The following is a 14,129-nucleotide window of genomic DNA, read 5'->3' as shown; positions in this document are numbered from 1 at the left end:
CTTGCAGTAACTGCGATGCCTCACTCACTGGACTCGGTCAGGTACCTGGTGTAGGCGGGCAAGGTGAGGAAGGTTGGGAAGTCCCGGGCGAGGGTGACTTCTTCGAAGATGTCGCGGGCGTCGTCAAAGCGGTCCCCGTCAAAACGCTCCAGGCTCTCAAATTCGTCGTCGAGGAGGTCCTCCACCCAGTCACGGGTGATGATTTCCCCTTCATCAGTGATGGCGCGGGAGTAGATCCACTGCCACAGCTGTGACCGGGAGATTTCGGCCGTGGCGGCGTCTTCCATGAGGTTGTGGATGGCGACTGCGCCATTTCCGCGGAGCCAGGACTCGATGTAGCGGATGCCTACCTCGATGTTGTTCCGGATGCCCTGCTCGGTGATGGTCCCTGTCGTGGCGGCCACGTTGATGAGGGCGCGGTCGTCGGGGATGACGTCCTCGCGGGTGCGGTCCAGCTGGTTGGGGCGTTCGCCGAGGGTTGCGTCGAACACTTCGCGGCAGACGGGCACGAGGTCCGGGTGGGCCACCCAGGAGCCGTCGAAGCCGTCGTTGGCCTCGCGGGTTTTGTCTGCACGGACCTTCTCGAACGCGTTCGTGTTGGCGGCCTCGTCCTTGCGGTTGGGGACGGCAGCGGCCATACCGCCGATGGCCATGGCGCCGCGCTTGTGGCAGGCACGGACCAGCTGTTCGGTGTAGGCGCGCATGAATGGCTGCGTCATGGTTACCTGGGCGCGGTCCGGCAGGATGAACCGGGGGCCGCGGGTCCGGAAGTTCTTGATCAGGGAGAAGATGTAGTCCCAGCGGCCGGCGTTCAGGCCGGACGCGTGATCACGCAGTTCATAGAGGATTTCCTCCATTTCGAACGCCGCGGTGATGGTCTCGATCAGCACGGTGGCGCGGATGGTGCCCTGCGGGATGCCCAGCAGGTCCTGGGCGAGGATGAAGATGTCATTCCACAGGCGTGCTTCGAGGTGGTTCTCGATTTTGGGCAGGTAGAAGTACGGGCCTTTGCCCTGGGCCAGGAGCCGGCGGGCGTTGTGGAAGAAGAACAGGCCGAAGTCCACGATCCCGCCGGCCACGGGGGCGCCGTCGATGAGCATGTGCTTTTCGGGCAGGTGCCAGCCGCGGGGGCGGACCACGATGGTGGGCAGTTCCCCGGCCGGGCGGAGCTTGTATTCCTTGCCTTCCTCGGTGGTGAAATCGATCCGGCGTTCCAGGGCGTCGGTGAGGTTCAGCTGGCCCTTGATCACGTTCCGCCATGTGGGCGTGGAGGAGTCCTCCATGTCAGCGAGCCAGACCTTCGCGCCGGAGTTCAGGGCGTTGATGGTCATTTTCTGATCCACCGGCCCGGTGATCTCCACCCGGCGGTCCTCCAGGCCCGGGGCCGGGGGAGCGACCCGCCACGATGGATCATTGCGAATGTATGCAGTCTCGGACAGGAACCGGGGATCCTGCCCGGCTCGAATGGCGGTACGCCTGCTCTGCCTTGCTTTGAGGAGTTCCTGCCGCCGCTCTTCCGTTGCCCAATGCAATGTCGAGATAAATTCCAACGCCTCGGGAGTAAGGATTTCGCTCTCTCGCCGGACCGGGTGGGCTATTAGTTGGATTCCGTTGATCGTGAAGTTGTCAGTAAAGCTGTTCATGTCATTTGCTCCGAAGCAGGAAGGAAGTTCGACGGCGGGTGGTGACGTACCTAAATAGGTGGTAAACCGGACATCCGGCAGCGTGCGTAAAAGGGGCCCTGTGCCCGCCCCCGACCGAGTTCTACGAGGTCATGGGGCGGGCATGGGGATAGCAGGCAGAGGATCGCCGGTTCACCGGCGGACGCAAGCGCCGCCGTCGAACGGTAAGTGTTAGTGGAACTGGCCTTCTTCGGTGGATCCCACCAGTGCCAGGGTTGATGCGTTCGGGTTGAGCGCAGTTGCGATGTCGTCGAAGTAGCCGGTGCCGACTTCGCGCTGGTGCTTGGTCGCGGTGTAGCCGCGGGACTCGGAGGCGAATTCCTTCTCCTGGAGCTCGACGTAGGCGCTCATGCCTTCACGGGCGTAGCCGTGGGCGAGATCGAACATCGAGTAGTTCAGGGCGTGGAAGCCGGCCAGGGTGATGAACTGGAACGTGAAGCCCATGGCGCCGAGTTCACGCTGGAACTTGGCGATGGTGGCGTCGTCCAGGTGCTTGCGCCAGTTGAACGAGGGTGAGCAGTTGTAGGAGAGCATCTGGTCCGGGAAGTCGGCTTTGACGGCTTCGGCGAACTTGCGGGCCAGCTCGAGGTCCGGGGTGCCCGTCTCCATCCAGATGAGGTCAGAGTACGGGGCGTAGGCCTTGGCGCGGGCGATGCAGGGTTCGATGCCGTTGCGGACCTTGTAGAAGCCTTCCGGGGTGCGTTCGCCGGTGACGAATTCCTGGTCGCGGGGATCGACGTCGGAGGTGATCAGGGTGGCGGCCTCGGCGTCGGTGCGGGCGATGACCACCGAGGGGGTGCCAGCGACGTCGGCGGCCAGGCGGGCGGCGTTCAGGGTCCGGACGTGCTGCTGGGTGGGGATGAGCACCTTGCCGCCGAGGTGGCCGCACTTCTTCTCCGAGGCGAGCTGGTCTTCCCAGTGCACCCCTGACGCGCCGGCCTGGATCATGGACTTCATCAGCTCGTAGGCGTTCAGCGGGCCACCGAAGCCGGCCTCGGCGTCAGCGACGATCGGGACCATCCAGTCCTCAACCGTCTGGATGCCTTCGGAGAATTCGATCTGGTCTGCCCGCAGGAGTGCGTTGTTGATCCGGCGCACCACCGTCGGAACCGAGTTGGCCGGGTACAGGGACTGGTCCGGGTAGGTGTGGCCGGAGTTGTTGGCGTCGGCGGCAACCTGCCAGCCGGAAAGGTAGATGGCGCGCAGGCCCGCTTTGACCTGCTGTACGGCCTGGTTGCCGGTCAGGGCGCCCAAAGCGTTGGTGTACCCGCCGGTCTTGTGCTCGTCGGTGAGCTGCTTCCACAGCTTCTCGGAACCGCGGCGTGCCAGCGTGTGTTCCTCGGAGACACGGCCGCGGAGCTTGACCACGTCCGATGCCTTGTAGTCACGGGTCACACCTTCCCAGCGGGGATTGGCGGCCCACTCAAGCTCCAGGGCGGCGGCCTGCTCTTCGGGCGTCTGCTGGGTGGGCTCAAATGCTGCAGTCATTTGTTATCTCCTTTGATGAGGGTTGTTCTGCTTCGGCGCAGGGGACCAAGTCGTTTGGATGTGGGTCGTGTTTTCGCTTCTTCCTTGCCGTTTTTGGCAAGGAAGAAGCGAGCCAGGAGGTTTCTCCTGCTCTTGGACAGGAGGCGCAATTGGCCTCCTTAGGGGTCGCCGTCTTGGGGTGCTCACGATTTGCTGAACCCTCTTCAGAGGGCTTCCCGTTGGCCCTAGGTTGGGCTTTTCAGGTTTACAGGTCGGCCAATGCTGAGGCCGGGTTCTCGATGGCGTCTGCGACGTGGCGCAGGAATCCGCCCGCCGTTCCGCCGTCGCAGACGCGGTGGTCGAATACCAGTGTCAGCTCGACGATTTTACGGACGGCTATTTCGCCAGCTACCACCCAGGGCCGGTCAATGATCCGCCCGACACCGAGGATTGCGGCTTCCGGGTAATTGATGATCGCGGCTGAGCCGTCGACTCCAAATACCCCGTAGTTGTTCAAGGTAAAGGTGCCGCTGCCCAGTTCCGCGGGTGTGGCCTTACCCTCGCGGGCGACCTTGCTGAGACGGCGGATTTCGGCATCCAGTTCCCGGGCGCTGAGCGTGTCGGCGTTGCGGATGGACGGCACCACGAGTCCCCGGTCCGTCTGTGCCGCGAATCCTAGGTTAATCCCGTCGAAGCCAATGATTTCTTTCATCTCACTTTCCCCCGCGTCCTGGGCGGTTTGAAAGCGGGTGTTCAACTGCGGGTACCTCTTGAGGCCGGATGTAACGAACCGGGCAATGAATGCCAGCAGTCCCGGGGTGTTGTCAGGATTTCGCTTCTTCATGCTTGCCCGCAGTTCAACAAGAGCAGTGGCATCCACGTCAACCCAGACAGTTGCCTCGGGAATCTCTGTCCGACTGCGTGACATATTGGCCGCGACGGCCTTGCGCACCCCCTTCACCGGCGTTCTTGCTGCAATACGAAGTCCGGTACGGGCATCCACGTCCGTGCCGCCGGCCGTTTGATTGGCAGTGGCCATCGAGGTGGCCGGCGCCTGGGGGTTTTCTGCAGTGTCAGGCCCAGTCCGGGTGCACGGTGCTGAGAGGGCCGCCTCCACGTCACGACGGGTTATCAGACCGGCTGCTCCCGTCCCCGTGATCGATCTCAGGTCGACACCATGATCTCTGGCCATCCTGCGCACAAGCGGGGAACTGACGGCTCCAGGCTTGCCTGGTGTGGGTCCAGTGGACGCCGGCGACGTCGAGATTGGGGCCGCGAGTGGCTTGCGCGGTCGATTGCGGCGTGCCTGACCATGCCCTCCTGGCGTGCCGTATCCAATCAGGACGTTCCCCGAACCCGCCTTCTCCTCTTCTCGGTAGGCTGTTGCTGCGGCGTCCGCCGTTAGTGCGGCGTTTTTATCGGACAACGGCACAGTAGGGGCACCGGCGGTACCAGCAGGCGTGACGGAGATGAGCGGCTTGCCGACATCGAGCGTTTGCCCTGGTTCTCCGTGAAGGATGGCCACCGTACCGGCGTAGGGCGAAGGTACTTCGACCATGGATTTCGCCGTCTCAACTTCGGCGATAGGCTGGTCGACGCGAATTTCATCGCCAACGGACACCAGCCAATTGACCAGTTCCGCTTCGGTGAGCCCTTCTCCAAGGTCAGGGAGGAGGAATACGTTTGGTGCACTCATGATTAGTCTTCCCATTGGAGGTCGTCTACAGCGTCGAGGATTCGGTCCACGCCGGGCAGGTAGAAGTGCTCAAGCTTCGGTGCCGGGTACGGAACGTCGAATCCGGTAACCCGGCGAATTGGCGCAGCGAGGGAGTGGAAACAGCGTTCCTGAACCCGGGCCACGATCTCCGAGGCCACGGAGGCGAAACCGTGCGCTTCGGCGATCACCACTGCCCGGCCGGTCTTACGGACTGACGCGACGACGGTTTCATCGTCGAAGGGGACGATGGAGCGGACGTCAATGACTTCCAAGGACCGCCCTTCTTCTGCGGCCGCGGCAGCGGCAGCCAACGCCGTTGATACGGACGGACCATAGGCGATCAAGGTCGCGTCAGTCCCGGGACGGGCGACGGCCGCGCGGCCCTCACTTGAGGTCCCTGCCTCAACGTTGTCAGCGTGCTGTGCGCGCAGCACCTCCAGGTCCACCAGGTCCTTGGACCAATAGAGCTTCTTAGGTTCCAAGAAGATAACGGGGTCATCGGAATCAATGGCTTCGCGGAGCATGCGGTAACCGTCAGCCACTGTAGCCGGTGCATATACCTTCAGGCCGGCCGTATGAGCATAGTAGGCCTCCGAGGAATCGCAATGGTGTTCAACTCCCCCGATGCCGCCCGCATAAGGAATACGGATCACCATCGGCAGCTTCACGGCGCCTTTAGTTCGGTTATGCATTTTGGCAACATGGCTGACAATCTGCTCGAACGCGGGGTATGCAAAAGCATCGAACTGCATCTCGATAACTGGTCGCATGCCGTTCATGGCCATACCCACTGCCATCCCGACAATGCCGGACTCGGCCAAGGGCGTGTCGAAGCACCTCTGATCACCAAATGTTTTGGTAAGGCCATCGGTGATTCGGAAGACGCCGCCCAGCAATCCGACGTCTTCGCCGAACACAATGACTGCTCTATCCGTTTCCATGGCATCGACCATGGCCGCGTTGATCGCTCTGGCGAGTGTGACCGACTGAGGTCCGCCCTCGGATGCGGCCGCGCGGGCAGCAGCTTTGGCCGTCGCGGCGCTGACGTTGCCGTTGGCTTCGGAGGAAGTCGTAATGGTGGCGCTCATTTTGTTGCCTCTTCCCGGGAGAGCTCATCGGCGAGCAATGCGGACTGTTCTTCGAGTTGGCGAGTGGGGGAGGAGAACACGTATTTGAAGAGGTCCTGCGGGTCCACGGAAAGGTCCTCACTGAGCCCCTCTCGAAGCTGCGCAGCAACCACTTCGGCCCTTTCGGCTATCCGCGATTCAACCGCGTCATCCAGCAGTCCCCTGTCAGTGAGATAGGTTCTCATCCGAGCCAAAGGGTCTTTGGCTTGCCATTCGACGACCTCGCTGTCCTCACGGTAGCGGGTAGCGTCATCGGCATTGGTGTGCGCCTGCATCCGGTAGGTATGCGCCTCCACGAGGAGCGGACCGGAACCTTCGCGGGCCAGTTTCACTGCCCGGCCGAGCACGGCGAGCAGTGCGACAAGGTCATTGCCGTCCACACGTTCCCCGGCCATGCCGTAGCCCACCGCCTTGTGGGCGAGGGACGGGGCGACGGACTGATGCGCCAGCGGGACGGAGATGGCGTACTTGTTGTTTTGTACAAAAAAGATGACAGGGAGTTTGAAGACTGCTGCGAAATTTAGCGCTTCGTGGAAGTCTCCTTCACTGGTCGCGCCGTCCCCGCACATAGCCAGGACTACGGTCTCCTCACCGCGCAACTTCGCCGCGTGAGCCACGCCGACAGCATGCAGCAGTTGCGTAGTCAGAGGAGTGGACTGGATGCCGACGTTGCGTTCGTTGGGGTTGTAACCCCCGTGCCAGTCACCCCGAAACAAAGTCATGACCTGCACGGGGTCAACACCGCGGGCCATGATGGCCACAGAGTCCCGGTAGGTCGGAAACATCCAATCCCCGCCGGAGAGGCAGAGCGCCGCTGCGACCTGACAGGCTTCCTGACCGTGGCTCGAAGGGTAGACAGCCATCCGCCCCTGACGGACCAGAGCCGAGTTCTGATCATTCACACGGCGCCCTATGACCAGCTGTTCGTAGGCAGTAGCAAGTTCTTGGTCCGCCGGAATGGGGTATTCGTGACCAGGTTGGGTGCCCTGCTCGTCCAGCGGGACCAGAGCGCCATCGGGGCTCACCATCTGAATCTGATGGCGGGCGGGGAGCATGTAGTCCTCCTCGCTGATGCCGAACCTGCGAAGAGACCCGGCAATGGTGCCAGCGGGCTTGTCTTCAGATTTTGGTGGTGCCACACGGTTTGCGGAGATCATCATTGTTCCGTCCTCGGAGATCATTATTTCCACCAATTATGCTGGAATGGTCAGCTCGCATCCATGGGTACTGGGAAACTGTGGAATTTTGATAGGCACAACGCCGCATTCAGAGACATATTGTTAGAGTGAGGCATCTAGCGCGCCTGCTGATGGACGTTTGGCGTGTCTAGACCCATTGATGACGGGCCGTCAGGATCAGGCAAAGCAGGAAGTTGGACAGTTACCTAACACGTGCCGTCTAGTGATCAAACAGGGTCAGGTAACGACCGAGGCCCGTCCGTAAAAGAGCCGACAAGAACTGATTGATGCTGAACAGCGCAGCCAAGGAGGCCTTCACCACTCATGAAGTCGAGTTAGCCCGGGGGCTACTTTTTCCTGGTCACCTGTGGGGCAGCGAACGGACAGTGATCGAACAGGCGTTTGGCCCGGCAAGGCGTCTAGCGGGTGTCCAAATCTTCAAACACCAAGAACGTCTGGGTGTCCAGCACGCCCGGCATTGACTGCAACTGGTCGAAAATGAGGCGACGGAGGTCCAAGTTATCGATCCCCCGCACGAGCAGTATTACGTCGAAGTCCCCGCCTACTAGCGCAATATGCTCAATTTCGGGAACAGAGCGAAGTTGCTCTCTCAATTCCCGCCAAGACTGCTGCTTCACCTTCAACGTCACGTAAGCAGACGATTTCCGGCCGGTCTTTATCGGATCAACTAAAGCGGTAAATTTGGTGAGCACACCCTCGTCAGTGAGACGCGTGATCCTTGCATAGGCATGAGCCCGGGAGATGTGCACATTATCGGCAACCTGGGTCACAGACATCCGGCCATCCCGGATCAGCTCAGCCAAGATAGCGCGATCGACGCGGTCAAGGGGCGTTTCCGCTTCGTCGTCAGCCATGTACGTGTCCCCAATCGAATTCCACAGATTGCACCGACACTATCCGATAAAGAACCTCGGAGAGCGGGTTGCGTTTCAAGACATCCAAATCCGTCGTAGTGAATTTTTTGAGGGGGCCATGCCAGATTTCCCCCTGCCACTCTTATCAAGATGCAAAGCGAGAGTTCGCAAAGATTCAGAAACGCTCTCGGTCATGCCCAGGACCTAACTTCCGCACCTAAGTACCAGGGGTACTGGGTCTGATCTGGTGCAAGCAAGCGATAAAGGCCAGTTCTGCAGCCAACCTGGGCAACACGGTATCGAGATCTAATGCCTGCACGTCGGTGGGCCGGGAAGTTTGTCAGCTGAGGTCGCCGTCGTTCGTTGATTCAAGGGTTAGTCCGTAGGGAACGGCCACACACTGTTCCACCGTAAATCGGCCTGCACTTCTTCTTGCTACGAGAATGCCTTAGCTCTCACGGCAAGCTGTTGAAGCTGCTCGAAGCAGGCGTCTAGGGGCTCGAACGCTTTAGACCGGCCGCGAGCCATTACGGTCAGGCAGTCCTTTGCTGCTGTAGTGGCCGTGCGATCAAGACCAGTCGAAAAATCCCTTACTTGTCTTGCGGCCCAGCTCGCCGCGGGCCACTTTGTCCTTGAGGATCTGCGGCGGGGCGAACCGGTCCCCGAGCGTGGAATGCAGGTATTCGGCGATCCCCAGCCGGACGTCCAGGCCCACGATGTCCGTGGTTCTGAGCGGACCGGTGGGGTGTTTGTAGCCGAGGACCATGGCGGCGTCGATGTCCTCCGCGGACGCCACCCCTTCCTCCACCATGCGCATCGCCTCCAGGGCGATGGCCACGCCCAGCCGCGAGGAGGCAAAGCCGGGTGCATCATTAACAACGACGGCGGTCTTGCCGAGTGCCTCAACCCACCTTTTCGCCGCCGATGCCAGGTCCGGGGAGGTTTGCTCGCCAAGCACCACTTCAATGAGGGTGGACGCGGGGACCGGGTTGAAGAAATGCAGACCGAGGAAGTTTTGCGGCCGCTTCAGCTCCCGGGCCAGCCCGTTGACAGACAGTGAGGACGTATTGGATGCAAGGAACGCGTCCTCGGCCAACCGCTCTTCGATGCCCCGCAGCGAGGTGATCTTCAGGTCCCAGTCCTCGGGGACGGCCTCTACCACCAGCTGGCGGTCCTTGAAGTCCTCGTAATCCACCGTGACGGCGAGACGGGAGACCATTTCATCCAGGTTGGCGTCGGTGGCGCCGCGTTCGATGCTCTTGGCGGCAGCGGATTCCACCCGTTCCCGGGCGGCTTCGGCGGAGGCTTCGTCGCGCTCCACCACCAGGACGTTGGCCCCGTTAATGAGGAAGGCGTGGGCGATGCCAGCACCCATGCGGCCTCCGCCGAGGACGCCGATAGTGGAAGGAAGGTCCGAGTTTGTCATGACTTCTTCTCTGTCTTCTTGTCGCCAGATTTCGTGCCTGCTTTTTTGTCCAGGAAAGCCTGCATGCGGTCGAACTTGGCCTGGGATTCAAAGAGGATCCCCTGTGCCAGCTGGTCAATCAACGGGTGCGCTTCTGCGGGAGCGTGGAAGACGGACTTCGTAATGCGCACCGCCAGCGGGTCCTGGCGGCCGATCCGGTCCGCGAGGTTGTGGGCGGCGTCCATCAGTTCCGGCGCCTCGTGGATTTCCGTGATGAGGCCCGCAGCCAGGGCGTCCTCTGCCCGGAGCACCAAGCCGGCAAGCAGGATCTGCTTGGCCAAGGGTTCGCCCACCAGTTCCTTCAGCCGCCAGCTGGCGCCGGCCGCGGCGAGGATGCCCAGCCCGGTCTCGGGGTTGCCGATCCGCACGCTGGGCGTTCCGATCCGGAAGTCCGCGGCGCAGGCAAGCTCGGCACCGCCGCCCAGGCAGTAGCCATCAAGTGCGGCAATGACGGGCATGGGCAGCTTGGCGATCCGCACGAAGATGGTGGAATTGATGCCCTGCAGCGCGTCGTCCCGGCGCCGCCCGCGCAGCTGGGCAATATCCGCCCCGGAGGCGAAAACGCCGTCCACGCCGGCGATGATCAGGACTTTGGCATTCTGTTCCAGCGCAGCGCAAACCACGTGCAGTTCATCCACCATCTGCTGGTCAATGGCGTTCCGGACTTCCGGGCGGTTGAGAAGGACCACCACGCGGTCCTCGCGCTCCTCGACCAGGAGCGTGCTGAAGTGTTCGTTGGCGAGGTCCGGCGCAGCCACTAGACGCGCTCCAGCAGCATCGCGGTGCCCTGGCCCACGCCGATGCACATGGTGGCCAGGCCAATCTTCGCGTCCTCGCGCTCCATCCGCCCCAGCAGGGTGATGGCTATCCGCGATCCGCTGGAACCCAGCGGATGCCCCAAACTGATGGCGCCGCCGTCGTTATTCACAATCTCCGGGTCCAGCCCGAGCCGGCGCATGCTCGCCAAGGACTGGGTGGCGAACGCTTCGTTAAGCTCCACAGCGCCAAGATCACCGACGCTGAAACCTGTCCGCTTGAGTACCTTCTGGGTGGCGGGAACGGGCCCGATGCCCATGATCTCCGGTTCGCAACCGGCCGAGGCGCCGTCGATGATGCGTGCGCGGGGAGTCAGGCCCAAGCGTGCGATCGCGGCTTCGGAGGCCACAATGATGGCCGAAGCGCCGTCGTTCAGGGTGGAAGAGTTTCCGGCTGTGACCACCGAGCCGCCCGGGACCACCGGGCGCAGGGCAGCGAGCACGTCCAGGGTGGTGCCCGCGCGGGGGCCCTCATCCGTGTCCACCACGGTTTCGGATTTGCGCGTTTTGACCGTCACCGGGACGATTTCGTCCCTAAACCGGCCCTCGGCGATGGCGGCCAGGGCGCGTTCGTGGGACTGGACGGCGAAGGCGTCCGCGTCTTCGCGGGAGATGCTGTCCACCCGCGCCACTTCTTCCGCAGTTTCCGGCATGGAGTAGGTCATCTTGCCATCGCGCGACAGCTCACCCTTTTGGAACTTCGGGTTGTCGAACCGCCAGCCGATGGAGGTGTCGAAGATCGCGCCGGGCTTTGCAAAGGCGGTGGCCGGCTTTTCCTGGACCCAGGGTGCGCGGCTCATGGACTCCACGCCGCCGGCGATCACCACATCCGCAGCGCCGGACTTGATCATCTGGCTGGCCTGGATGATGGCGCTCAGCCCGGAAGCGCACAGCCGGTTGACCGTGATCCCGGGGATGTGGAGGGGGAGTCCCGCCAGTAGGGTTGCCATCCGGGCCACGTTACGGTTTTCCTCACCGGCGCCGTTGGCGTTCCCGAGGATGACTTCCTCGATGCTGTCCGGATCCAGGCCGGCGCGGGAGACGGCCTCACGGACCACCAGCGCGGCCAGATCGTCGGGGCGGACCGAGGACAGTGCGCCTCCGTAACGGCCAACCGGCGTCCGTACGCCGCCAACAAGAAATGCCTCAACCATAAGAACAGGTCCTTTTCGCCAGTGAAATGGGCCGGACTGGATTTAGTTACCGACCGTTCGTTCTATAAAGATGACATGCCCTGCCGGAGGGGTCAACTGCTAGCGGGCCGCGTGAAGCCCGTCGAAGGCGATGGTGATGACGTCGTCGGCAAGCTTTTCGGGGGAGAGGGTGCCGCCCGGTTTGTACCACTCCACGATTGAGTTGATGGTGCCGAACAGCAGTCGGGTCACGGTGCGCGGGTCGATGTCCTGGCGCAGCGATCCTTCGTCGCGGGCAGCAGAGATGAGCCCCGCCACCTCATGGTCAAAAGCGCGGCGGCGCTCGAGGGCATCGCGTTCAATCTCCGTGTTGCCGCGCAGGCGCAGGAGTAGTGTGACAAAAGGCAGACGCTCCACGAGCACGGCGACGGTCTGCCGGAGCACAAACTCGAGCCGGGAGTCGGCCGGGCCGGAGGTGGCTTCGGGCTGTTCCAGGATGGCCTCGAGGCCGCCGAGTGCATGGTCCAGCGCCAGCTTGAGGAGGTCCCCCTTGGAGGGCACGTGGTGGTAGATGGCTGACTTGGAGATGCCCAGGTTCTCGGCCAGGATGCCCATGGAAGTGGCGTCATAGCCGTGACGGTTGAAGACGTCGACGGCGATGAGCAGCACAGACTGCTGGTCGTAACCGGGACGGCCGCGTTTCGCGGCCGCGGTGCTGGCGGTATCGGTGGTGCTGGGCATGGTGCCTAGTTTCTCACGAACGGTCGGTCAGGCGGCGCAGCCGGGAGGCTGCACCGCCAGGCGTCTTACTGCTGTGGCCGCAGGTCGTAGATCCGGCGCAGCTTGCCGTTGGACCGTTCAAGGGACCCGGGCTCCACAACGTCCACCCTGCACGAAGAACCCACATGAATCTTGATCTGCTCCTGCAAGGTGCGGGCCGCCGTCGTGCTCTGTTCAAACGACACAGCCTCACGGCGTTCGATCTTGACGGTCATCTGGTCCATCCGCTGGCCCTCCGGGCGGGTGAGTTCGAGCTGGAAGTGCGGGCTTAACTCCGGAATGCGGAGCGCGATTTCCTCGATCTGGGACGGAAAGACGTTCACGCCGCGAAGGATGATCATGTCGTCGCTGCGCCCGGTGATGCGTCCCATCCGGCGGTGTGCGGGGCGGGCTGTGCCGGGGAGCAGGCGGGTGAGGTCCTTGGTGCGGTACCGGATGATCGGCAACGCTTCCTTGGTCAGGGACGTGAACACGAGTTCGCCGTGTTCGCCGTCGCGCAACACGTTTTCCTTACCCACTGCGGGGTTGAAGGCGTCGATGATCTCGGGGCGGAAGTGGTCCTCCCAGATGTGGCTGCCGTCCTGGGTTTCCACGGCCTCGCCGGCGACGCCCGGGCCCATCACTTCTGAGAGGCCGTAGATGTCGCAGGCCTTGATGTTCATGGTGACCTCGAGCTCATGCCGCATCTCCTCGGTCCACGGCTCCGCGCCCAGGACTGCGTACTTCAAGGAGGTCGACGTCGGGTCGATACCCATGTGCGCCATAGCGTCGGCGATCGTGAGCAGGTATGTGGGCGTGGCCAGAATGGCGTCCGGCTTGAAGTCCTGGATCAGCTGGATCTGGCGTTCCGTCTGGCCGCCGGAAATGGGGATGACGGTGCAGCCCAGCGCCTCGGCGCCGGCGTGGGCGCCCAGGCCGCCGGTGAACAGGCCGTAGCCGTAGGCGTTGTGGACCTTCATGCCGGGGCGGACGCCGGAGGCGCGCAGCGAACGGGCCACCAGCTTCGCCCAGTCGGCCAGGTCCTGTTTCGTATATCCGACGACGGTTGGCCGGCCTGTGGTGCCGGAGCTGGCATGCACGCGGGCTACTTCGTGCTGCGGCACGGCGAACATGCCGAAGGGGTATTCCTCCCGCAGGTCGTCCTTGGTGGTGAACGGGAAGTTGCCCAGGTCGCTGAGCTCCCGCAGGTCGCTGGGGTGGATGCCTGCGTCGTCGAACTTGCGCTTGTACAGCGGGACGCGGTCATAGGCGTAGGCCACGGTGTGCTGCAGGCGGCCCAGCTGGAGGGCCTCGAGCTCGTCGCGGGACATGGTTTCCTCGCGGTCCAGCACGGCATCGGCGCCTGCGGCGGCGCCAGCCTTGGTGGACTGGGAGGTGGGCGTTTCGGGGACGTGGAGGCTCATGGTTTCCTACTTCTTAAGGATGGTGCGGCCGCGGAACTCGGCGATGAGTTCACCCGGCTGGCCGGCGCCAAGCGGGGAATCGGGCGAAGAGCCCGTTTGTCCGGGATCTGCGGCGAAAATTTGAATGTCATACAGTCCGCTGCGGCCTGCGCTGGAGCGGCGGTCCGCGATGGCCGTGATCACCTGGCCGCGGTAGGCAGGCTTAAGGAAGTTGATGTCCACGCCGGCGGCCACGGTGATGCTGTCCATGTCCCCGGGTCCCGGGTTCACAGGGTTGCAGGCGAGGGCGAAGGCGGTATCGGCGAAGGCGAAGATCATTCCGCCGTGGGCCATGCCGAACCCGTTGAGCATTTCCTGCCGAAGGGTCATGCGGATGGTGGCGTGGCCGTCGCTGACGGCGAGGACTTCGATGCCCATCCACTCGGAGGCGTAGTCGTTTTCCAGGATCGGATGAGTGACCCCGGAGAGGGCTGCTTCAGTCATGCGT

The 14,129-nt window shown here is 62.8% G+C and carries 12 protein-coding genes; all 12 read right to left on the bottom strand.

Annotation, left to right across the window (positions count from 1 at the left end; all coding sequences use genetic code 11):
- Positions 1–20: 20 nt before the first annotated feature.
- Positions 21–1,643 carry a malate synthase A gene (gene aceB, locus NG698_RS13465; RefSeq protein WP_252610353.1) on the bottom strand — a complete coding sequence of 541 codons (1,623 nt, stop codon included), beginning with the start codon at positions 1,641–1,643 and terminating at the stop codon, positions 21–23.
- Between the two features lie 210 nt (positions 1,644–1,853).
- Positions 1,854–3,170 carry an isocitrate lyase gene (gene aceA / locus NG698_RS13460; RefSeq protein WP_252610351.1) on the bottom strand — a complete coding sequence of 439 codons (1,317 nt, stop codon included), beginning with the start codon at positions 3,168–3,170 and terminating at the stop codon, positions 1,854–1,856.
- A gap of 244 nt (positions 3,171–3,414) precedes the next feature.
- The gene (locus NG698_RS13455) at positions 3,415–4,845 is read right to left on the bottom strand and encodes a dihydrolipoamide acetyltransferase family protein (RefSeq protein ID WP_252610349.1); all 1,431 of its coding nucleotides are present in this window, start codon (positions 4,843–4,845) and stop codon (positions 3,415–3,417) included.
- A 2-nt stretch (positions 4,846–4,847) separates the two neighbouring features.
- Positions 4,848–5,954, bottom strand: coding sequence for an alpha-ketoacid dehydrogenase subunit beta (locus NG698_RS13450; RefSeq protein ID WP_252610347.1), 1,107 nt, complete (start codon positions 5,952–5,954; stop codon positions 4,848–4,850).
- Complete coding sequence (gene pdhA / locus NG698_RS13445; RefSeq protein ID WP_252610345.1) at positions 5,951–7,153, bottom strand: pyruvate dehydrogenase (acetyl-transferring) E1 component subunit alpha; 1,203 nt, start codon at positions 7,151–7,153, stop codon at positions 5,951–5,953. Before pdhA ends, NG698_RS13450 begins: the two co-directional genes overlap by 4 nt.
- Positions 7,154–7,590: 437 nt before the next feature.
- A complete protein-coding gene (locus NG698_RS13440) occupies positions 7,591–8,046 on the bottom strand; it encodes an Lrp/AsnC family transcriptional regulator (protein ID WP_252610343.1) in 456 nt (151 codons plus the stop codon).
- A 568-nt stretch (positions 8,047–8,614) separates the two neighbouring features.
- Complete coding sequence (locus NG698_RS13435; RefSeq protein ID WP_252610341.1) at positions 8,615–9,472, bottom strand: 3-hydroxyacyl-CoA dehydrogenase family protein; 858 nt, start codon at positions 9,470–9,472, stop codon at positions 8,615–8,617.
- Entirely contained in the window at positions 9,469–10,269 is an 801-nt protein-coding gene (locus NG698_RS13430) for an enoyl-CoA hydratase/isomerase family protein (RefSeq protein ID WP_252610339.1), read from the bottom strand. Before NG698_RS13430 ends, NG698_RS13435 begins: the two co-directional genes overlap by 4 nt.
- On the bottom strand, positions 10,269–11,480 hold the full coding sequence (locus NG698_RS13425) for a thiolase family protein (RefSeq protein WP_252610337.1): 1,212 nt from the start codon (positions 11,478–11,480) through the stop codon (positions 10,269–10,271). The genes NG698_RS13430 and NG698_RS13425 overlap by 1 nt, the downstream gene beginning before the upstream one ends.
- A gap of 99 nt (positions 11,481–11,579) precedes the next feature.
- On the bottom strand, positions 11,580–12,200 hold the full coding sequence (locus NG698_RS13420) for a TetR/AcrR family transcriptional regulator (protein ID WP_252610335.1): 621 nt from the start codon (positions 12,198–12,200) through the stop codon (positions 11,580–11,582).
- 65 nt (positions 12,201–12,265) lie between these two features.
- Positions 12,266–13,642 (bottom strand): phenylacetate--CoA ligase PaaK, encoded by a 1,377-nt coding sequence (gene paaK / locus NG698_RS13415; protein WP_252610333.1) that lies wholly within the window; start codon positions 13,640–13,642, stop codon positions 12,266–12,268.
- A gap of 6 nt (positions 13,643–13,648) precedes the next feature.
- Positions 13,649–14,125: a hotdog fold thioesterase gene (locus NG698_RS13410; RefSeq protein ID WP_252610331.1), complete on the bottom strand. Its 477-nt coding sequence runs from the start codon at positions 14,123–14,125 to the stop codon at positions 13,649–13,651.
- Positions 14,126–14,129 lie beyond the last annotated feature (4 nt).

Origin of the sequence: Pseudarthrobacter raffinosi (assembly GCF_023913735.1) — a bacterium.
GTDB lineage: Bacteria > Actinomycetota > Actinomycetes > Actinomycetales > Micrococcaceae > Arthrobacter > Arthrobacter raffinosi.
The sequence above is the reverse complement of the archived record's forward strand: the minus strand, read 5'-3'. Positions and strand labels throughout refer to the sequence as shown.

What these genes read in the sequence shown, in the direction of transcription:
- paaK (WP_252610333.1), bottom strand. Translation starts at nt 13,642, where the DNA reads ATGAGCCTCCACGTCCCCGAAACGCCCACCTCCCAGTCCACCAAGGCT.
- NG698_RS13440 (WP_252610343.1), bottom strand. Translation starts at nt 8,046, where the DNA reads ATGGCTGACGACGAAGCGGAAACGCCCCTTGACCGCGTCGATCGCGCT.
- NG698_RS13425 (WP_252610337.1), bottom strand. Translation starts at nt 11,480, where the DNA reads ATGGTTGAGGCATTTCTTGTTGGCGGCGTACGGACGCCGGTTGGCCGT.
- aceA (WP_252610351.1), bottom strand. Translation starts at nt 3,170, where the DNA reads ATGACTGCAGCATTTGAGCCCACCCAGCAGACGCCCGAAGAGCAGGCC.
- NG698_RS13455 (WP_252610349.1), bottom strand. Translation starts at nt 4,845, where the DNA reads ATGAGTGCACCAAACGTATTCCTCCTCCCTGACCTTGGAGAAGGGCTC.
- pdhA (WP_252610345.1), bottom strand. Translation starts at nt 7,153, where the DNA reads ATGATGATCTCCGCAAACCGTGTGGCACCACCAAAATCTGAAGACAAG.
- NG698_RS13420 (WP_252610335.1), bottom strand. Translation starts at nt 12,200, where the DNA reads ATGCCCAGCACCACCGATACCGCCAGCACCGCGGCCGCGAAACGCGGC.
- aceB (WP_252610353.1), bottom strand. Translation starts at nt 1,643, where the DNA reads ATGAACAGCTTTACTGACAACTTCACGATCAACGGAATCCAACTAATA.
- NG698_RS13435 (WP_252610341.1), bottom strand. Translation starts at nt 9,472, where the DNA reads ATGACAAACTCGGACCTTCCTTCCACTATCGGCGTCCTCGGCGGAGGC.
- NG698_RS13410 (WP_252610331.1), bottom strand. Translation starts at nt 14,125, where the DNA reads ATGACTGAAGCAGCCCTCTCCGGGGTCACTCATCCGATCCTGGAAAAC.
- NG698_RS13450 (WP_252610347.1), bottom strand. Translation starts at nt 5,954, where the DNA reads ATGAGCGCCACCATTACGACTTCCTCCGAAGCCAACGGCAACGTCAGC.